Source organism: Halopseudomonas sp. (assembly GCF_041579695.1).
Taxonomy (GTDB): Bacteria; Pseudomonadota; Gammaproteobacteria; order Pseudomonadales; family Pseudomonadaceae; genus Halopseudomonas.
Window position 1 is genome coordinate 1 of the sequence record NZ_JBFGFI010000060.1, and the last position, 19,194, is coordinate 19,194.

Here is a 19,194-nt window from a genome sequence, read left to right on the forward strand (position 1 = left end):
ACCGACGACAGTTTCGTGATCATGGCGCGTACCGATGCGCTGGCCGTCGAAGGCCTGGAATCAGCGCTGGATCGTGCGGCAGCCTGCGTGGAAGCGGGTGCTGACATGGTCTTTCCTGAGGCCATCACCGAGCTTGAGATGTACAAGCTGTTCGCGTCCAAGGTGAATGCGCCGATTCTGGCCAACATCACCGAATTTGGTGCCACGCCGTTGTTCACTACCGACGAGCTGGCTAACGCCGATGTATCCCTGGTGCTTTATCCGCTGTCCGCCTTCCGCGCAATGAACAAGGCTGCGGAAAACGTCTACAACGCGATTCGCACCGATGGTACCCAGCAGAACGTGATCGATACCATGCAGACCCGCATGGAGCTGTACGAGCGCATCAATTACCACGATTTCGAGCAGAAGCTCGACGCCCTCTTCGCACAGAAAAAATCCTGAACCGCCTTGCATTGCAAGACGGGCACCTGACAAGAAGGAGAACGAATATGGCTGAAGCAAAGAAACTGAGTGGCGCGGGCCTGCGTGGCCAGGTAGCGGGCAAGACCGCATTGTCTACAGTAGGGCAAACTGGTTCCGGCCTGACCTACCGCGGTTATGATGTGAAGGACCTGGCCGCCAACTGCCAGTTTGAAGAAGTCGCGCACCTGATTCTCAAGGGCGAGCTACCGACCCAGGCGGAGCTGGACTCCTACAAGAGCAAACTGAAGAGCCTGCGCGGCTTGCCGCAGGCGCTGAAGGAAGTGCTCGAGCGCATCCCGAAAGACGCTCATCCGATGGATGTGATGCGCACCGGTTGCTCGATGCTGGGTAACCTGGAAACCGAAGCCGACTTCAGCCAGCAGCAGGATGCGACTGATCGCCTGCTCGCCGCGTTCCCGTCAATTATCTGCTACTGGTATCGCTATACCCACGATGGCGTGCGTATTGACGAAAACACAGATGATGATTCGGTCGGCGCACATTTCCTGCACATGCTGCGTGGCGAAAAGCCCAGCGCACTGCACGAGCAGACCATGAACGTGTCGCTGATCCTGTACGCAGAGCACGAATTCAACGCCTCTACCTTTACCGCTCGCGTCTGCGCTTCAACGCTATCGGATATGCACAGTTGCGTAACCGGGGCCATCGGCTCCCTGCGTGGCCCGCTGCACGGTGGCGCCAATGAAGCTGCGATGGACATGATCGAGAGCTTCACCAGCCCCGAGCACGCCGAAAAAGAAATGATGGGCATGCTCGAGCGCAAGGAAAAGATCATGGGTTTCGGTCACGCGATCTACAGCACGTCCGATCCGCGCAACGAGATCATCAAGCAGTGGTCCGAGAAGCTGGCCAAGGATGTGGGCGATACCGTGCTCTATCCGGTATCCGTGCGCTGCGAAGAAGTCATGTGGCGCGAGAAGAAACTGTTCTGCAACGCCGACTTCTTCCACGCATCGGCCTACCATTTCATGGGCATTCCGACCAAGCTGTTCACACCGATATTCGTGATGAGCCGCCTGACCGGCTGGGCTGCCCACGTGATGGAGCAGCGCGCGGATAACCGCATTATTCGTCCGAGTGCCGAGTATGTGGGTGTTGAGCCGCGTACCGTCGAGCCGATCGAGAAGCGCTAAAAAATGCACTAAGGAAACGCTGACTGAGCACTGATGCCATTCAGCGGCGTTGAGGATCGACCGGGCTGGACCGTCGATGCCCAGGGACGGGCATCGCCGAGCGTACAAGGACGTATTTACAGCGTGTCCAGCCCGGTCGGTCCTCAATGACGCCGACGCATATACCTCAACGTCAGGGTTTCCAGGGTTCTGGAGCACGGCAAAGAAGCCGGTCCCAGCCACCGATTACCTGATGAGTCCTGATGCCATGAATACCCAATACCGCAAGTCCCTGCCCGGCACCGATCTGGATTACTTCGATACCCGCGAAGCGGTCGATGCCATCCAGCCCGGCGCCTACGCCAAGCTGCCCTATACTTCGCGTATCCACGCGGAAAATCTGGTGCGCCGCTGTGAGCCGGATATGCTCACTGAATCACTCAAGCAGTTTATCGAGCGTCGGAGCGACCTGGACTTTCCCTGGTTCCCGGCCCGTGTAGTGTGTCATGACATTCTTGGTCAGACTGCTTTGGTCGACCTGGCAGGTCTGCGCGATGCGATCGCCGAGAAGGGCGGTGACCCGGCCAAGGTCAATCCAGTGGTACCCACCCAGCTGATTGTCGACCATTCGCTGGCAGTCGAGCACGCCGGTTTCGAGGAAGATGCCTTCGAGAAGAATCGCGCCATCGAAGACCGCCGCAACGACGACCGCTTCCACTTTATCAACTGGACCAAGACCGCGTTCAAGAACGTCGATGTGATCCCCCCAGGCAATGGCATCATGCACCAGATCAACCTGGAGAAGATGTCTCCGGTGGTCCAGGTTGCCGACGGTGTGGCGTTCCCGGATACCTGTGTGGGCACCGACAGCCACACGCCGATGGTCGATGCGCTGGGCGTGATTTCGGTGGGCGTTGGCGGGCTGGAAGCTGAAAGCGTCATGCTCGGCCGCGCCTCCTGGATGCGCCTGCCCGACATCATTGGTGTGGAGCTGACCGGTAAGCTCCAGCCCGGCATCACCAGTACCGACCTGGTACTGGCGCTGACCGCGTTCCTGCGCAAGGAGCGGGTAGTGGGAGCCTACTTGGAATTTTACGGTGAAGGCGCCAGCCGCCTGACCATTGGCGATCGTGCCACGATCTCGAACATGACGCCCGAGTATGGCGCCACCGCCGCGATGTTCTATATAGACGAACAGACCATCGACTATCTCAAGCTGACCGGCCGTGAAGATGACCAGGTCAAGCTGGTCGAGCAGTACGCGAAGGAAACCGGCCTGTGGGCAGACAGCCTTGCAGGCGCCGAATACGAGCGGGTGCTCAAGTTCGACCTGTCCAGCGTCGCGCGTACCATGGCGGGCCCGTCCAATCCCCATGCCTTGCTGCCGACCTCCGAGCTGGCCTCGCGGGGCATCAGCGGTACGATCGAGAACGAAGAAGGCAAGATGCCCGATGGCGCGGTGATCATCGCCGCCATCACCAGCTGCACCAACACCAGCAACCCGCGCAACATGATCGCGGCCGGGCTCATAGCGCGTAATGCCAACAAGCTGGGTCTGCTGCGCAAGCCCTGGGTGAAAACCTCTTTGGCACCGGGCTCCAAGACGGTCAAGATGTACCTGGAAGAAGCTGATCTGCTCGGTGAGCTGGAGCAACTGGGCTTTGGTGTGGTGGCCTTCGCCTGCACTACCTGTAATGGCATGAGCGGCGCGCTGGACCCGGTTATTCAGAAGGAAGTGATCGAGCGCGATCTGTATGCTACCGCGGTGCTTTCGGGTAACCGCAACTTCGATGGCCGTATTCACCCCTTTGCCAAGCAGGCATTCCTCGCATCGCCGCCGCTGGTCGTCGCCTATGCGATTGCCGGCACCATTCGCTTCGACATCGAAAAGGATGTGCTGGGTACCGACCAGAACGGCAATGAAATCACCCTGAAAGACATCTGGCCCAGCGATGAAGAGATCGACGCCATCGTCAAGCAGAGCGTTAAGCCTCAGCAATACCGGGATGTCTATATCCCCATGTTCGATATCACTCGCGAGGCGCAGAACGTCAACCCGTTGTATGACTGGCGTCCCATGAGTACTTATATCCGCCGCCCCCCTTACTGGGAAGGTGCACTGGCCGGTGAGCGCTCGCTGACCGGCATGCGTCCACTGGCGGTGCTGGGTGACAACATCACCACCGACCACCTGTCTCCGTCCAACGCGATCATGCTCGACAGCGCTGCTGGTGCGTACCTGCACAAGATGGGTGTGCCGGAGGTCGACTTCAATTCCTATGCGACCCACCGCGGCGATCACCTGACTGCCCAGCGTGCGACTTTTGCCAACCCCAAGCTGTTGAACGAAATGGTGGTGGAGGACGGCAAGGTCAAGCAGGGCTCGCTGGCGCGTATCGAGCCAGAGGGCAAGGTGACCCGGATGTGGGAGGCCATCGAGACCTACATGGAACGCAAGCAGCCGCTGATCATCATTGCCGGCGCTGACTATGGTCAGGGTTCATCCCGCGACTGGGCGGCCAAGGGTGTGCGATTGGCGGGGGTAGAGGCGATTGCGGCCGAGGGTTTCGAGCGTATTCACCGCACCAATTTGCTGGGCATGGGCGTATTGCCGCTTGAGTTCGAGCCGGGCACCACACGCAAGACTCTGGCGATCGATGGCACCGAGACCTTTGATGTGACCGGTGAGATCAAGCCGCGTAGCGCCATGACACTGGTGATTCATCGCAAGAATGGTGAGCGGGTAGAGGTGCCAGTCACTTGCCGTCTGGATACTCAGGAAGAGGTCTCGATCTTTGACGCCGGCGGTGTGCTGCAACGCTTTGCCCAGGATTTCCTGGAGGCTGAAGGCGCGGTTTGATTTCCCCTCTTTCAGGATGCTCAAAGGCATAAAGCGCTGGGCTGAGTGCCAGGAAGCATTGACTGGGATGTAATTGCGTCAGCTTCGCCACCACTCCGGTGGCTCGGACACGCTGTAAATACATCCCTGTACGCTCGACGATGCCAATCCGACCGCCATGGATGGCGGAAGTGTCGAAAACGCAGGAGCAGTTTTCGACCCTGGGCATCGACGGTCCGATCCACCGGAGTGGCAACGCTGCGGCGGACCGGGTGAAGCAGTCAATGCGCCCGCTACATTTACGTTTTCGTCTATTGTTCTTGGGAGCAAAAGCATGGCTCATAAGCCACAGATCAAAATACCTGCCACCTATATGCGTGGCGGTACCAGTAAGGGTGTTTTCTTCCGGCTACAGGACTTGCCCGATGCGGCGCAGGTGCCAGGCAAAGCGCGGGATAATTTCCTGCTGCGGGTGATCGGTAGTCCCGATCCCTACGGCAAACAGACCGATGGCATGGGTGGAGCGACGTCGAGCACCAGCAAGACGGTGATTCTCGCGCCGCCTACCCAGCCGGAGCACGACGTTGATTATCTGTTCGGCCAGGTCTCCATCGACAAGCCGTTTGTTGACTGGAGTGGCAATTGCGGCAACTTGTCCGCCGCGGTGGGCGCGTTCGCAATCAGTTCCGGTCTGGTCGATGCTTCCCGCGTACCGCAGAACGGCACTGCCGTGGTGCGGATCTGGCAGGCCAATATTGGCAAGACCATCGTTGCCCATATCCCCATGACCAACGGTGAAGTGCAGGAAACCGGCGACTTCGAGCTGGACGGCGTGACCTTTCCGGCGGCCGAAGTGCAGATTGAATTCATGGATCCGGCAGCCGACGAAGACGGCGCAAGCGGGTCGATGTTCCCCACCGGCAACCTGGTGGACGAGCTTGACGTGCCAGGCGTGGGCGCGTTGCAGGCCACGATGATTGATGCGGGTATTCCGACTATCTTTATCAATGCGGCTGACGTTGGCTGTAACGGTACGGAATTGCAGGACGCGCTCAATAGCAACATTGATGAGCTGCTGAAATTCGAAACCATACGTGCCCACGGCGCGGTCAAAATGGGTTTGATCAAGCATGTCGACGAAGCAGCCGATCGCCAGCACACGCCGAAGGTCGCGTTTGTGGCGCCACCGGCGGATTACATTTCGTCCAGCGGCAAACAGATAGCCGCCAGTGAAGTTGATCTGCTGGTGCGCGCATTATCGATGGGCAAGATGCACCATGCGATGATGGGTACCGCCGCTGTTGCTATCGGTACAGCCGCAGCGATCCCCGGCACCCTGGTGAATCTCGCCGCAGGCGGTGGTGATCGTACGTCAGTGGTTTTCGGTCATCCATCGGGAACGTTGCGTGTAGGCGCTGAAGCGAAACAGGTGAATGGCGCATGGACTGTGAAGAAAGCCATCATGAGCCGCAGTGCGCGGGTGTTGATGGAAGGTTGGGTTCGCGTGCCGGGTGATAGTTTCAGCTAAGGAGTATGCATATGAATCTCGATCTATCAGGAAAACGCGCTCTGGTCTGCGGCGCCAGCCAGGGGCTGGGCGAGGCCTGTGCGCGCCAGTTGGCAGAACAGGGCGCGGAAGTGGTGGTATTGGCGCGCACCGAAGACAAGCTGGCGCGCGTCTGTCAGAGCCTGGCTGCAGGGCAGGGTCAGACCCACAGTTATATCGCCGTGGACGCCGCCGATATTGCGGCGCTGTCTGCCGCAGTGGCTGCCGAGCTGGAGAAGGGCCCAATGCATATTTGGGTTAACAACACCGGTGGGCCGGCTCCCGGTCCAGCGCATCAGGCGAAACCGGATGCTTATGCCGATGCCTTAGGTCAGCACCTGATCGCCGCACAGACGCTTTTGCATCTGTTGCTGCCGGGCATGCGGTCGGCAGGGTACGGTCGTATCCTCAACGTGCTCTCGACCTCGGTCAAGGCACCAATCCCCAATCTGGGCGTGTCGAACAGCGTCCGTGCGGCGATGGCGAACTGGGCCAAGACGCTGGCCGGTGAGCTGGGAGTTGACGGTATTACCGTTAACAATGTGCTTCCCGGACTGACTCAGACCGCCCGCCTGGACAGTCTGATCGGGCATATCGCACAGGGCAGTGGCAAAACGACGGATGAGGTGTCCCAGGGCATGCGGGCGGCGATCCCGGTCAAACGCTTTGGTCGGCCCGAGGAGTTTGCCAATGCGGTAGGTTTTCTCGCCTCACCTGCCGCTGCGTTTATCAATGGAATCAACTTGCCCGTCGATGGAGGCAGTACCGGCAGTTTGTAACGAGCTGAACCGGGCAGGAGCCCGGTCAACCAGTCATGCCGGGAGTAATCAAGGGTGCAGGTGCTCGGCTGCATGCAGGGTATTTTCCAGCAGACAGGCCCGGGTCATCGGACCGACGCCGCCGGGTACTGGCGTAATCCAGCTGGCCCGTTCCGCGGCGGTTTTAAATTCCACGTCACCCGTCAGGCGGCCGGCGTCGGTGCGGTTGATCCCCACATCAATCACGATTGCTCCCGGCTTGACCCATTCCCCGCGCACGATCCCTGGCTTGCCGACGGCGACGACCAGCAAATCGGCACGGCTGACGTGATCGGCAAGATCCTTGGTGAAACGGTGGGTGATGGTGGTGGTGCAGCCAGCCAATAGTAGTTCCAGCGCCATCGGGCGACCGACGATGTTCGAGGCGCCGACGACGACCGCGTTGAGCCCGTACAGATCGACGCCGGTGCTCTGCAGCAGACGGATAACCCCGAACGGAGTGCAGGGGCGCAGCATCGGCATGCGCTGGGCCAGACGACCTATATTAAATGGATGGAAACCATCAACGTCCTTGTCCGGGCGGATGCGCTCCAGCAGTTGCGATGCATCGAGGTGCGCCGGCAAGGGCAGCTGGACGAGAATGCCGTCGATCTCGCCATCCTCATTCAGGCTGTCGACCAGCGCCAGTAAATCGGCTTGGGACGTTTCGGCAGGAAGGTCGTGGGAGCGTGAAATGAACCCGACTTCCTCGCAGTCCTTGCGTTTGTGGCTGACATAGACCTGAGAAGCAGGATCCTGGCCGACCAGAATAACTGCAAGCCCGGGTGCACGTAGACCGCGTTCACGGCGCGCTGCTACCTTGCTGGCAATGTCCTGGCGAATATGGGCGGCAATCTGCTTGCCGTCGATGAGTTTGGCGTTCATTGAGTTCCTGGCACAAACAAAAGAAGACCGCAATTGTCGCACGCTAGCGCGGCTGGCAAAAGACTGCGGTGCTGGATCGCCCGGTTTATCACGCAACTTCCTTAACTCACTCAAATAATTAAAAAAACGGCACACAAACGTTGACGTGGAAAAGGTGGCTGAGTATTATTCGCCCCGCTTCACAAACACCGCATGACCGGTTTGGAAGGCGATCAGGCTCCACCGCTTTTACAGCCCAGAGCTGTCATGGCGGGCATTTCAGGATACCCTAGGTAATCCGAAGGTGCGCAAGGCGCCCGTAGCTCAGTTGGATAGAGCATCCGCCTTCTAAGCGGATGGTCGCAGGTTCGAGTCCTGCCGGGTGCACCATCGCAACGCGGCCTGTATGGTGAAGCTAGTAGCAAGCAGTAATGGTGGGCGTAGCTCAGTTGGTAGAGCACAGGATTGTGACTCCTGTTGTCGTGGGTTCGAAACCCATCGTCCACCCCATTTTTTCAAGCGCCAGGCTTCGGCCTGGCGTTGTTCTTTGCAGGTCCTCTTTTGCGGACGTGGTGGAATTGGTAGACACACCAGATTTAGGTTCTGGCGCCGCAAGGTGTGGGAGTTCGAGTCTCCCCGTCCGCACCATCTAACAAGCGTTGTAAATCCAGCAAGGCAGTTTTCCGCTCATCCGTCCGGGCGGGCTTGCCTGTGGGTGCTATTTTGATATCGCTCTATGATTGCCAGCACCGCTGTGCGCTGAGCGGCGTGCAGGGAGCGCGCGATTGCATGGCTATTGTCACAGCATGATGGCAGCGCCGATTTTGAGCATATTCTGTCCTCACAGACGATCGCGTAATAATATGCGGTCACGTAGCGCAATGGTATTTCCCGCCCGCGCCACCACTGGTGATGACTTCCATTGCGTAAGCGATTAGACTGTTCGGCTTTTACGAAATCACTAATTAATCTGTTCGTTCACGAGGACTCTCCATGCAAGTTTCGGTTGAAACCACCTCCGGCCTTGAGCGCCGCATGACTGTCGGCATTCCGGCTGACCGCATCGAATCCGAGGTCAACAAGCGCCTGCAGCAGACTGCCAGTCGCGCCAAAGTCGATGGGTTTCGTCCTGGCAAGGTGCCGATGAGCGTGATACGCAAGCGTTTTGGCGGCTCTGCCCGTCAGGAAGTCATGGGTGAAGTCATCCAGTCTTCCTTCTATGAAGCCATCATGCAGGAGAAGCTCAATCCGGCAGGCGCTCCGAGCGTCGAGCCCAAGCAGCTGGACGAAGGCAAGGATTTCGAATACGTAGCCACTTTTGAAGTCTATCCGGAAATCACCCTGGGCGATTTTGGTGACATCAAGGTCGAGCGCACCGAGTCCGAAGTGCGTGACGAAGACCTCGAGAACATGCTCGAAATCCTGCGCAAGCAGAACACTCAGTTCGAGACAGTCGAGCGTGCTGCAGAAAACGGCGACCAGTTGAAGGTCGACTTTGTCGGCCGCGTGGATGGCGAACCCTTCCAGGGCGGTACCGCGAACAACACCGAGATCGTGCTGGGCTCCGGTCGCATGATTCCGGGCTTCGAGGACGGTCTGGTCGGCGCGAAGGCCGGTGATTCGGTCACCCTGAACGTGACTTTCCCCGAGGATTATCAGAATCTCGAGCTGGCCGGCAAGCCCGCCGAATTCGATGTCATGGTCCACTCTGTAGCGGCCCCGGCTCTGCCTGAGCTCAATGATGAGTTCTTCGCCAAGTTCGGCGTGGAAGAGGGTGGAATCGAAGGGTTCCGTGCCGAAGTACGCAAGAACATGGAGCGCGAACTGCGCCAGGCAATCAAGACCAAGGTCAAGACCCAGGTCATGGATGGTCTGCTCGCGACCAACAGCATCGACGTACCCAAGGCTCTGGTCAGCAGCGAGATCGATCGTCTGCGGGAGCAGGCCGTCCAGCAGTTCGGCGGTGCCAACATCAAGCCCGAGCAACTGCCCGCTGAACTGTTCGAAGAGCAGGCCAAGCGCCGCGTTTCCCTCGGCCTGGTCGTAGCCGAAGTAGTCAAGCAGAACGAGATCAAGCCTGATAACGATCGCGTTCGTGCGATGGTCGAAGAGCTGGCATCTGCCTACCAGGAACCTGAGCAAGTGGTGAACTGGTACTACCAGAATGAGCAACAATTAGCAGAGATTCAGTCGGTTGTGCTCGAAGAGCAAGTGGTGGATACTGTTTTGCAGAAGGCTCAGGTGACCAGCAAGCAGGTCCCCTATGAAGACGCCGTGAAGCCAGCCCAGTCAGCCAAGGACCTTGAGTCTGACGAAGCCGAGGCCGGCGCCGGCGAGTAAGCTCGTCAACAACTCAAGCAATGCGTGAGCCAGCCTTAGGGCTGGCTTTCGTTTTTTCGCGACAGGTTCAATCGGAGTGATTTCAATCCATGACGCATAACAGCTTCAATCAGTTTCCACCGGATGTTAAGGCAGCAGGCGGTCTGGTGCCCATGGTTGTCGAGCAGTCAGCCCGGGGCGAACGCTCCTATGACATCTATTCCCGTCTCCTCAAGGAGCGCGTGATCTTTCTGGTGGGGCAGGTAGAGGACTACATGGCCAACCTGGTCGTGGCCCAGCTGCTGTTTCTGGAATCGGAGAATCCCGACAAGGATATCCATCTATACATCAACTCGCCAGGCGGGTCTGTGACTGCCGGTATGGCGATCTACGACACCATGCAGTTCATCAAGCCCAATGTAAGCACCCTGTGCATCGGTCAGGCGGCCAGCATGGGTTCATTCCTGCTCGCCGGTGGCGAGCCGGGCAAGCGTTTCGCCTTGCCCAATTCGCGCATGATGATTCACCAGCCGCTGGGTGGTTTCCAGGGTCAGGCGTCGGATTTCGAGATCCACGCCAAGGAGATCCTCAATATCCGCGATAAGCTGAACAAGATTCTGGCGCACCACACCGGCCAGACCCTTGAGGTGATCGAGCGCGATACTGATCGTGACCGTTTCATGAATGCGGAAGAAAGCGTTACCTATGGCTTGATCGACAAGGTCATGACGAGCCGCGAAATCGGTGAATAAAGCGGCCTGGCTTAGCGCCTGGCCTGGCCCCGGAAGTCTGTTCCGAGGCCTTTTTAGCCAGCCTTCCCTGGTGAAGTGCCGGTATGCATTGACAGTGTTGCACTTGCAAAGTGGCGGTATTGCCCCCATCTTTGTGCACAAGAGTGAACGTTAGCAGGGGTTTTAGATGACCGATATGACTGGGAAGGGTGACGACAACGGCAAGCTGCTGTATTGCTCCTTCTGCGGCAAAAGCCAGCATGAAGTGCGCAAGCTGATTGCCGGCCCCTCCGTATTCATCTGTGATGAGTGCGTGGATTTGTGCAACGACATAATCCGTGAGGAAGTACAGGAAAGCCAGGCTGAAAGTAGTGGCGCCAAGCTGCCTTCGCCGAAGGAGATCTGTGGCATCCTCGATCAGTACGTGATCGGCCAGGAGCGCGCCAAGAAGGTGCTGTCCGTTGCGGTGTACAACCACTACAAGCGACTCAATCAGCGCGAGGGCAAGGACGACGTCGAGCTCGGCAAGAGCAATATTCTGATGATCGGGCCGACCGGCTCGGGCAAGACGCTGCTGGCGGAAACACTGGCGCGGCTGCTCAATGTGCCTTTCACCATCGCTGACGCAACCACGCTGACTGAAGCGGGTTACGTGGGTGAGGATGTCGAGAATATCATCCAGAAACTGTTGCAGAAGTGCGACTACGATGTGGAGAAGGCCCAGATGGGTATCGTCTACATTGACGAGATCGACAAGATTTCGCGCAAGTCGGACAACCCCTCGATTACCCGTGACGTTTCCGGCGAAGGCGTACAGCAGGCGCTGCTCAAGCTGATCGAAGGCACCGTTGCCTCAGTGCCGCCCCAGGGCGGGCGCAAGCACCCTCAGCAAGAGTTTCTGCAGGTGGACACGCGTAACATTCTGTTCATCTGTGGTGGTGCCTTCTCGGGTCTGGAAAAGGTTATTCGTGACCGCTCCGAGAAAAGCGGAATCGGTTTCAGCGCCAAGGTGCGCAGCCAGGACGTGGGCAAGAAAGTCGGTCAGACCCTCAAGGGTGTCGAGCCGGAAGATCTGGTACGTTTCGGCCTGATTCCCGAGTTTGTGGGTCGTCTACCGGTTATCGCTACGCTGGACGAGCTCGACGAAGCGGCGCTGATTCAGATCCTCACCGAACCAAAGAACGCGCTGACCAAGCAGTACGGACGCCTGTTCGAAATGGAAGATGTGAGTCTGGAATTCCGTACAGACGCGCTCAAGGCTATCGCCAACCGCGCTCTGGAGCGTAAGACCGGGGCCCGGGGCCTGCGTTCGATTCTTGAGAATGTGCTGCTCGATACCATGTATGACATCCCGTCTGCGGAGCATGTCAGCAAGGTGGTGATCGACGAGAACGTGATCAACGGCGACGCCAAGCCGCTGTTGATCTACGATTCCACCGAGAACCCGCCAAAGGCCATGCCGGAAGAATGACCCGGTTGGTAACCAGCGCCCGGCACCCGAAAGGGCGTCGGGCGTTTTTTTTGCTGCAGCCATTCGGCAGCCTTCTGTTGTATCGCAATGTTTAGTGGCTTGTTTTTTCCTTCCGCTGCCCCCATCTTTGAATTCATGGACACTTTTATTACGGGTGCGGTCGATAATTGCGCCCCCCAGCAAGCGAGTCTCAGCCATGACGACACCTAGCGAATTTCCGCTCCTGCCGCTACGCGATGTAGTGGTCTATCCCCACATGGTCATCCCGCTGTTTGTGGGCCGCGACAAATCCATCGAAGCGCTGGAAGCGGCGATGGCAGGCGACAAGCAGGTACTGCTGGTGGCCCAGCGCGATCCCAGCGAGGATGATCCGGGCCAGGATGGCATTTACAGCCTGGGTACCATAGCAACCATCCTGCAGCTGCTGAAGCTGCCCGACGGCACCGTCAAGGTCCTGGTCGAAGGCGAACAGCGTGCGCGCATCGAGCAGGTTGACGAGCTGGTTACCTACCAGCTTGCGCGCGCCACACCGCTGGAGGAAAGCGAGCTGGACGCGCGTGAGGCGGAAGTGCTGATTCGCAGCCTGATGAGTCAGTTCGAGCAGTTCGTCCAGCTGGGCAAGAAGGTACCGGCCGAAGTGCTGTCGTCGCTCTCCAGTATTGAAGAGCCCGGCCGCCTGGTAGATACCATGGCTGCGCATCTGACCCTGAAGCTGGATCAGAAACAGGAAATACTCGAGATTCTGCCGCTACGCGACCGGGTCGAGCATGTGCTCGGTGTGCTCGACAGCGAGATTGATTTGCTGCAGGTGGAAAAGCGCATCCGCGGCCGAGTCAAGAAGCAGATGGAGCGCAGTCAGCGCGAGTACTACCTGAACGAACAGATGAAGGCTATCCAGAAGGAAATGGGTAGCGGCGAGGATGGCAACAACGAATTCGACGAGCTCAAAGCCAAGGTGGATGGAGCAGGAATGAGCAAGGAGGCTCACGCCAAGGCCACCGCAGAGCTGAACAAACTGAAGATGATGTCGCCGATGTCGGCCGAAGCCACCGTTGTCAGATCCTACATCGAATGGTTGGCCAATGTGCCGTGGAAGAAGGCCAGCAAGGTGCGGCACGACCCAGAGCGTGCCGAAGCGGTGCTGGATGCCGACCATTACGGCCTTGAGGAGGTCAAGGAGCGCATTCTTGAGTACCTGGCGGTACAGAAGCGCGTACGCAAGCTGAAAGGGCCTGTGCTCTGTCTGGTGGGGCCTCCCGGCGTCGGCAAGACATCGCTCGGCGAATCCCTGGCGCGCGCGACCAATCGCAAGTTTGTCCGCATGGCCCTGGGTGGTGTGCGGGACGAAGCCGAGATCCGTGGACACCGCCGGACCTACATAGGCTCGCTGCCGGGCAAGGTTATCCAGAAGATGTCCAAGGCGGGGGTGCGGAACCCGCTGTTCCTGCTCGATGAAATCGACAAGATGGGCACCGATATGCGCGGCGATCCTTCGTCGGCGCTGCTCGAGGTGCTCGATCCAGAGCAGAACCACAACTTCAACGACCATTATCTGGAGGTCGATTATGACCTTTCGGACGTGATGTTCATCTGTACCGCCAACTCGATGAACATTCCGGCGCCCTTGCTGGACCGCATGGAGGTCATCCGCATCCCCGGTTACACCGAGGATGAAAAGATCAACATTGCCGAGCGCTATCTGGTTGCCAAGCAGATCAAGAACAACGGGCTGAAGAAGGATGAGCTGACCTTTACCCGCGAATCCCTGCGCGACATTATCCGCTATTACACCCGTGAAGCAGGTGTGCGTGGACTCGAGCGGCAGATCGCCAAGCTGTGCCGCAAGGTGGTAAGAACTCAGGTCGGCAGCAAGGCCAAGAACAAGGTCGTGGTCGATGGCGTCCTGCTGGAAGAACTGCTGGGCGTGCGCAAGTTCAAATACGGGCTGGCCGAGGAGACCGACCAGATCGGCCAGGTAACGGGTCTTGCCTGGACCCAGGTAGGTGGCGAGCTGCTCAGTCTGGAAGCCGCTGTGGTGCCCGGCAAGGGCCGCCAGATCAAGACCGGGTCCCTGGGCGACGTAATGCAGGAGTCGATCAGTGCCGCACTGACTGTGGTCCGCAGCCGTGCCAACAGCCTGGGCCTGGGCGGAGATTTCCACGAGAAACATGACATCCATATCCACGTTCCCGAGGGTGCCACGCCCAAGGATGGCCCCAGCGCAGGCGTAGGCATGTGCACTGCCTTGGTCTCGGCACTGACCCGCATTCCGGTGCGCGCGGACGTTGCCATGACCGGGGAAATCACCCTTCGTGGGCAGGTTCTGCAGATCGGTGGACTCAAGGAAAAGCTGCTCGCGGCGCATCGCGGCGGCATCAAAACGGTCATCATTCCCTACGACAATATCCGTGATCTCAAGGAGATACCGGATAACATCAAGCAGGATATTGAGATAAAGCCGGTGAAATGGATTGACGAAGTGTTGCAGATTGCGCTGCAATACGTGCCGGAGCCCTTGCAAGAAGGGGTTGAAGAGATGGTTGCAAAGGATGACAATCAGGCTACCGATACGAAAAAGCGTATCAGTACTCACTGAGGTAGCAGCGGTCCGCTTCCGAGCAGGCGCCCAACAGGGCAATACGTTCACAAGCGGACCGGCGGTACCACAGGCATTCCTTGACACGGTTTTTGACCGCTTGCTATAAAGCGTGCTTCGACCTTTGCAGGTATGCTGACTGGCCACAGCTTTGCTAAGACCACAAGCTTACATAACGACTAACAACTCATTTGAAACTAATAAGGGGACTTAGAGTGAACAAGTCTGAATTGATTGATGCCATCGCCGCTTCCGCCGATATTCCTAAAGCTGCTGCCGGCCGTGCTCTTGACGCCGTCATCGAGTCCATCACTGACGCCCTGAAGGCCGGTGATTCGGTTGTCCTGGTCGGTTTTGGTACCTTCGCTGTGAAGGATCGCGCTGCCCGCACCGGCCGCAACCCGCAGACTGGTAAGCCGATTGAAATCAGCGCCGCCAAGATTCCGGGCTTCAAAGCCGGTAAGGCACTGAAGGACGCTGTGAACTGAGCGCGTCCAGTTACTGATTGTCTGTGTCGGGGCGAAAGCCCTGGTATCTACTTCGAACCATAGCCAGGCGCAGCCATCATCGCTGTTGAGGCAAGTTTCCACTCACGTGGTTCGGTCAGTTTCCAGAAAGGCGCATCATCCCTGATGCGCCTTTTTTGTTTAAGACAGAATAATAGGCCGGCGATCCATGATCGACGGTACACGCAGCGCCATAGGGCGGCTGTTGACGACTAGGGTTTCGGGGGCAAGATGCTGCAACAAATGAGGGACAATGCGCAAAGCTGGGTCGCGAAGGTGATCGTGGGCGTCATTGTGCTGATTTTCGCTTTGACCGGCTGGGAATCCATCAGCCGTTTCGGAAGCAACGAACAGACCGCTGCCGAGGTCAATGACACGGAAATCACCAGGATCGAGCTCGAGCAGGCAGTCGCGCTGCAACGTCGCCAACTGGTGCAGCAGCTGCAGCAGCTCAACGATAATTTCGATCCCAACATGATCGACGATGCGCTTTTGCGCCAGTCAGTCCTCGACGGGCTGATTGAGCGGGCTGTGCTGGTTGACGGCGCGCAAGAGTTCGATCTGCACATTTCCGAGGCAATGATTGACCAGTTGATCCTGTCCACGCCGGACTTCCAGGTAGACGGTCAGTTCGACGCGAATCGGTTCGACATAGTGATCCGCAATATGGGCCTGGGCTCGCGTATGGCATTCCGCAATCTGGTGCGCCAGGAGCTGTTGCTGGCCCAGCTGCGCAACGCCTTCGAAGCGACTGCCTTCGCCACTCAGGCGGAGCGACTGCAACTGGCCCGCCTGGAAGAGCAGACGCGCGATTTTGCCGTGATTGAACTGCCCATCCAGCGCGATGAGGTCAATGTCAGTGAAGAAGAAATCGAATCCTATTACACCGCGAATGCAGACCAGTTCATGACTGAAGAGCAGGTCGTGCTGGAAGTCGTCGAGTTGTCCCGTGACGATTTCTTTGATCAGGTTGAAGTCGATGAGCAGGCCCTGCAGGCCCTGTACGAACGTGAAATAGGCAACCTGACCGAACAGCGCCGGGCATCGCACATTCTCATCGAAGTAACTGATGATGTTACCGAGGAGCAGGCACTGGAACAGGTGCGTGCAGCCCGGGAACGTCTGGAGGAGGGCGAGGAGTTTGCCCAGGTAGTCGAAGATGTATCCGACGACATAGGCACAGTAGCCAGCGCTGGCGATCTGGGCTACACGGTCCGTGGCAGCTTCGATCCCGCCTTCGATGAGGCTCTGTTTGCACTGGAGGAAGGCGAGGTGTCTGATCCGGTGCGTACCAGCTTCGGTTATCACCTGATCAAGCTGACCGATGTTTCTGCCCCCGAGCTGCCAAGCCTGGAGTCAATGCGCGAGAGCCTGGTTGAGGAGCTGAAGGCCGAGCAGGTCGAACGCCGGTACGTCGAGGCATCTCGCGAGCTGGCCAATCTGGCCTACGAATCGCCCGACCTGATCGAGCCGGCACGCGCGCTGGATCTGGAGATTCAATCCATCGGTCCGGTCGGTCGCGAAGGCGGCGAAGGGCTGGCTGCCAACCCGAGAGTCATGGCTGCAGCGTTTGACGAAGAGGTGCTGCAGGATGGCCTCAACAGCCAGTTGCTTGAGCTTGACGCTGATACTTCCGTCGTTATCCGGGTTAAGGAGCACATGCGTGCCAAGCAACGCCCACTCGACGAGGTATCCGCGGATATAGCCGACACGCTACGCTTCCAGAAAGCAGTTGAGCAGACCCGTGAACAGGCGTCTGAACTGGTTGAAGCGCTGGAGACGGACAGCACCGAGCCACGTCAGCTCGCCGAGGAACTGGACGGCTCGTGGGAACGCCACGAGGCCATCAACCGTTCCAACAATGAGCTGCCGCAGCCTCTGCTGCGCAACGTGTTCGCCATGCCCCGTCCGCCAGAGGATAGGCCGGCTTACGCACATGTTCGCCAGCCTGATGGCAGCCAGTGGATTGTTGAGCTGCGCGGCGTAGCAACACCCGAGTCCCTGCAGGCTGCAGCAGAAAGCGATCTGTATAAGCGCTTTATCGCCGGCCAGACCGGTGAGCAGGACTTCACCGCACTGCAGGAAAGCCTGAAAGAAAGGGCAGACATCGAGCGTTTCTGACGCGACAATGTTGTAGAGAGCGCCGGAGGAAACTCCGGCCGACAAAAAAGCCACACCTGTAAAGGTGTGGCTTTTTTGTTTTGGGTTGCTGGAAGACTATATGTCAGTCTTCCAGGTTGCCCATCGCGGTGATATTGAAACCGCCATCGACGTACATGATCTCGCCGGATATACCGGACGCCAGATCCGAGCACAGGAAGGCGCCGGCGTTGCCGACTTCATCGATGGTGACGTTGCGGCGCATCGGCGTCTGCTTTTGGTTATGCGAGAGCATCTTGCGGAAGCTCTTGATACCCGATGCTGCGAGCGTGCGGATAGGCCCGGCAGAGACTGCGTTCACCCGTGTGCCTTCAGGGCCCAGGCTGGTGGCCAGGTAGCGCACGCCGGCCTCGAGGCTGGCCTTGGCCATACCCATCACGTTGTAATTCGGCATGGTGCGTTCTGCGCCCAGGTACGACAGGGTCAACAGGCTGCCGTTGCGGCCTTTCATCAGCTCGCGGCCGGCCTTGGCCAGCGCAACGAAACTGTATGCGCTGATATCGTGGGCGATGCGGAAGCCTTCGCGGGTAGTCACCTCGGTGAAATCGCCGTCGAGCTGATCACCGGGGGCAAAGCCGACCGAATGCACGATGCAGTCCAGGCCATCCCACTTCTTGGCCAGCTGGGCAAATGCTTCGTCAATCTGCGCATCATCGGCGACATCGCACGGGAAGCAAAGCTCGGGCCCGGAGCCCCATTCTGCGGCAAAACCTTCTACGCGGGCCTTGAGCTTCTCGTTCTGGTAGGTGAATGCCAGCTCGGCGCCTTCGCGGTGCATTGCCGCAGCGATGCCGGAGGCGATGGACAGTTTGCTGGCGACGCCAACGATAAGTACGCGTTTACCGCTTAGAAATCCCATGCTTGTTTCCTGTTTTCTACTGGGCCAGTAAATCTGTGGCCTTGTTGACGGATACCGGTCTGGCGAAGGCGGCTTCAAGCAGCTGATGGGTGTATTCATGCTGCGGTGAAGCAAATATCTCCCTGGCCGGACCCTGTTCGACTATTTCACCCTGGCGTATCACCATCAGCTCGTGACTGAGGGCTCTGACCACTGCCAGGTCGTGGCTGATAAACAAGTAACTCAAATTGTGCCTGTGCTGGAGGTCGCGGAGCAACTCCACCACCTGACCCTGCACCGTTCGGTCCAGCGCTGACGTTGGCTCGTCCAGCAGGATCAGCGATGGCTTGAGCACCAGCGCCCTGGCTATCGCAACACGCTGCCGCTGACCACCGGAAAACTCGTGGGGGTAGCGGTGGCGGCTACTCGGCTCCAGGCCCACTTCCTCGAGCGCCTGGATAACCATTTGCTCGCGCTCGGCCGCTGTACCGATGCCGTGGATCTCCAGTCCCTCGCTGATGATCTGGGCTATCGACATGCGCGGGCTCAGACTGCCGAACGGATCCTGAAACACCACCTGGAACTGCCGGCGCATGGGTCTCACTGCATTCTGGCTCAAGCCATCCAGACGCTTGCCATTGCACTCGATCAGCCCCTGGCTTTCAACCAGCCGCAGCAGTGCCAGCCCCAGCGTCGTCTTGCCTGATCCGCTTTCGCCCACAATGCCCAGAGTATGCCCGGCTTTGAGAGTGAAAGAGGCATCGGTCACGGCCTTGACGTGATCGACGGTACGCCGCAGAACACCTTTGCGAATCGGAAACCAGACCCTTAGCTGTTCTGCGCGCAGGATCACCGGTGCGTCGGCGTTCACCGCCACAGGATCACCCTTTGGGTCGGCTGCGATCAGACGCTGGGTATACTCATGCTGC

Annotated in this window: 14 protein-coding genes and 3 tRNA genes; 14 read left to right on the top strand and 3 right to left on the bottom strand. The window is 58.5% G+C overall.

Translation table 11 applies throughout. The features are described 5' to 3' along the window. From ABYA88_RS11535 to ABYA88_RS11555, 5 genes are all read left to right on the top strand, one after another. A partial coding sequence (locus ABYA88_RS11535; RefSeq protein ID WP_373187431.1) for an isocitrate lyase/phosphoenolpyruvate mutase family protein occupies positions 1 to 444 on the top strand: 444 nt, incomplete at its 5' end. Between the two features lie 47 nt (positions 445 to 491). Then, complete coding sequence (gene prpC, locus ABYA88_RS11540; RefSeq protein WP_373187432.1) at positions 492 to 1,619, top strand: 2-methylcitrate synthase; 1,128 nt, start codon at positions 492 to 494, stop codon at positions 1,617 to 1,619. Positions 1,620 to 1,866: 247 nt separating this feature from the next. Beyond that, entirely contained in the window at positions 1,867 to 4,458 is a 2,592-nt protein-coding gene (gene acnD, locus ABYA88_RS11545; protein ID WP_373187433.1) for a Fe/S-dependent 2-methylisocitrate dehydratase AcnD, read from the top strand. Positions 4,459 to 4,771: 313 nt separating this feature from the next. Beyond that, on the top strand, positions 4,772 to 5,965 hold the full coding sequence (gene prpF / locus ABYA88_RS11550) for a 2-methylaconitate cis-trans isomerase PrpF (protein ID WP_373187434.1): 1,194 nt from the start codon (positions 4,772 to 4,774) through the stop codon (positions 5,963 to 5,965). Between the two features lie 11 nt (positions 5,966 to 5,976). After that, positions 5,977 to 6,762 carry an SDR family oxidoreductase gene (locus ABYA88_RS11555; protein ID WP_373187436.1) on the top strand — a complete coding sequence of 262 codons (786 nt, stop codon included), beginning with the start codon at positions 5,977 to 5,979 and terminating at the stop codon, positions 6,760 to 6,762. 48 nt (positions 6,763 to 6,810) lie between these two features. Here the strand turns inward: ABYA88_RS11555 and folD are convergent, their stop codons facing one another. Beyond that, positions 6,811 to 7,665: a bifunctional methylenetetrahydrofolate dehydrogenase/methenyltetrahydrofolate cyclohydrolase FolD gene (folD, locus tag ABYA88_RS11560; protein ID WP_373187437.1), complete on the bottom strand. Its 855-nt coding sequence runs from the start codon at positions 7,663 to 7,665 to the stop codon at positions 6,811 to 6,813. A gap of 292 nt (positions 7,666 to 7,957) precedes the next feature. Between folD and ABYA88_RS11565 the strand changes: the two genes are divergently transcribed. From ABYA88_RS11565 to ABYA88_RS11605, 9 genes are all read left to right on the top strand, one after another. After that, a tRNA-Arg gene (locus tag ABYA88_RS11565) sits at positions 7,958 to 8,034 on the top strand. A 44-nt stretch (positions 8,035 to 8,078) separates the two neighbouring features. Beyond that, a tRNA-His gene (locus tag ABYA88_RS11570) sits at positions 8,079 to 8,154 on the top strand. A gap of 53 nt (positions 8,155 to 8,207) precedes the next feature. Then, positions 8,208 to 8,292: transfer RNA gene (locus ABYA88_RS11575), tRNA-Leu, on the top strand. A gap of 345 nt (positions 8,293 to 8,637) precedes the next feature. Then, positions 8,638 to 9,984, top strand: a complete 1,347-nt coding sequence (gene tig / locus ABYA88_RS11580; RefSeq protein ID WP_373187438.1) for a trigger factor — start codon at positions 8,638 to 8,640, stop codon at positions 9,982 to 9,984. A gap of 89 nt (positions 9,985 to 10,073) precedes the next feature. Further along, a complete protein-coding gene (gene clpP / locus ABYA88_RS11585; protein ID WP_373187439.1) occupies positions 10,074 to 10,715 on the top strand; it encodes an ATP-dependent Clp endopeptidase proteolytic subunit ClpP in 642 nt (213 codons plus the stop codon). Positions 10,716 to 10,881: 166 nt separating this feature from the next. Beyond that, on the top strand, positions 10,882 to 12,165 hold the full coding sequence (gene clpX, locus ABYA88_RS11590) for an ATP-dependent Clp protease ATP-binding subunit ClpX (RefSeq protein WP_373187440.1): 1,284 nt from the start codon (positions 10,882 to 10,884) through the stop codon (positions 12,163 to 12,165). 196 nt (positions 12,166 to 12,361) lie between these two features. After that, on the top strand, positions 12,362 to 14,761 hold the full coding sequence (gene lon / locus ABYA88_RS11595) for an endopeptidase La (RefSeq protein WP_373187442.1): 2,400 nt from the start codon (positions 12,362 to 12,364) through the stop codon (positions 14,759 to 14,761). Positions 14,762 to 14,961: 200 nt separating this feature from the next. Then, entirely contained in the window at positions 14,962 to 15,249 is a 288-nt protein-coding gene (locus ABYA88_RS11600; protein WP_188434484.1) for an HU family DNA-binding protein, read from the top strand. A 249-nt stretch (positions 15,250 to 15,498) separates the two neighbouring features. Beyond that, the gene (locus ABYA88_RS11605) at positions 15,499 to 17,388 is read left to right on the top strand and encodes a SurA N-terminal domain-containing protein (RefSeq protein WP_373187443.1); all 1,890 of its coding nucleotides are present in this window, start codon (positions 15,499 to 15,501) and stop codon (positions 17,386 to 17,388) included. 103 nt (positions 17,389 to 17,491) lie between these two features. Here the strand turns inward: ABYA88_RS11605 and fabI are convergent, their stop codons facing one another. Both fabI and ABYA88_RS11615 read right to left on the bottom strand, forming a co-directional pair. Next, complete coding sequence (gene fabI, locus ABYA88_RS11610; protein WP_373187444.1) at positions 17,492 to 18,286, bottom strand: enoyl-ACP reductase FabI; 795 nt, start codon at positions 18,284 to 18,286, stop codon at positions 17,492 to 17,494. A 16-nt stretch (positions 18,287 to 18,302) separates the two neighbouring features. After that, a partial coding sequence (locus tag ABYA88_RS11615) for an ATP-binding cassette domain-containing protein (protein ID WP_373187446.1) occupies positions 18,303 to 19,194 on the bottom strand: 892 nt, incomplete at its 5' end.

Bases quoted from the DNA above. Each gene is read 5' to 3' on its own strand.
- prpC (WP_373187432.1), top strand. From the start codon at position 492: ATGGCTGAAGCAAAGAAACTGAGTGGCGCGGGCCTGCGTGGCCAGGTA.
- acnD (WP_373187433.1), top strand. From the start codon at position 1,867: ATGAATACCCAATACCGCAAGTCCCTGCCCGGCACCGATCTGGATTAC.
- prpF (WP_373187434.1), top strand. From the start codon at position 4,772: ATGGCTCATAAGCCACAGATCAAAATACCTGCCACCTATATGCGTGGC.
- ABYA88_RS11555 (WP_373187436.1), top strand. From the start codon at position 5,977: ATGAATCTCGATCTATCAGGAAAACGCGCTCTGGTCTGCGGCGCCAGC.
- folD (WP_373187437.1), bottom strand. From the start codon at position 7,665: ATGAACGCCAAACTCATCGACGGCAAGCAGATTGCCGCCCATATTCGC.
- tig (WP_373187438.1), top strand. From the start codon at position 8,638: ATGCAAGTTTCGGTTGAAACCACCTCCGGCCTTGAGCGCCGCATGACT.
- clpP (WP_373187439.1), top strand. From the start codon at position 10,074: ATGACGCATAACAGCTTCAATCAGTTTCCACCGGATGTTAAGGCAGCA.
- clpX (WP_373187440.1), top strand. From the start codon at position 10,882: ATGACCGATATGACTGGGAAGGGTGACGACAACGGCAAGCTGCTGTAT.
- lon (WP_373187442.1), top strand. From the start codon at position 12,362: ATGACGACACCTAGCGAATTTCCGCTCCTGCCGCTACGCGATGTAGTG.
- ABYA88_RS11605 (WP_373187443.1), top strand. From the start codon at position 15,499: ATGCTGCAACAAATGAGGGACAATGCGCAAAGCTGGGTCGCGAAGGTG.
- fabI (WP_373187444.1), bottom strand. From the start codon at position 18,286: ATGGGATTTCTAAGCGGTAAACGCGTACTTATCGTTGGCGTCGCCAGC.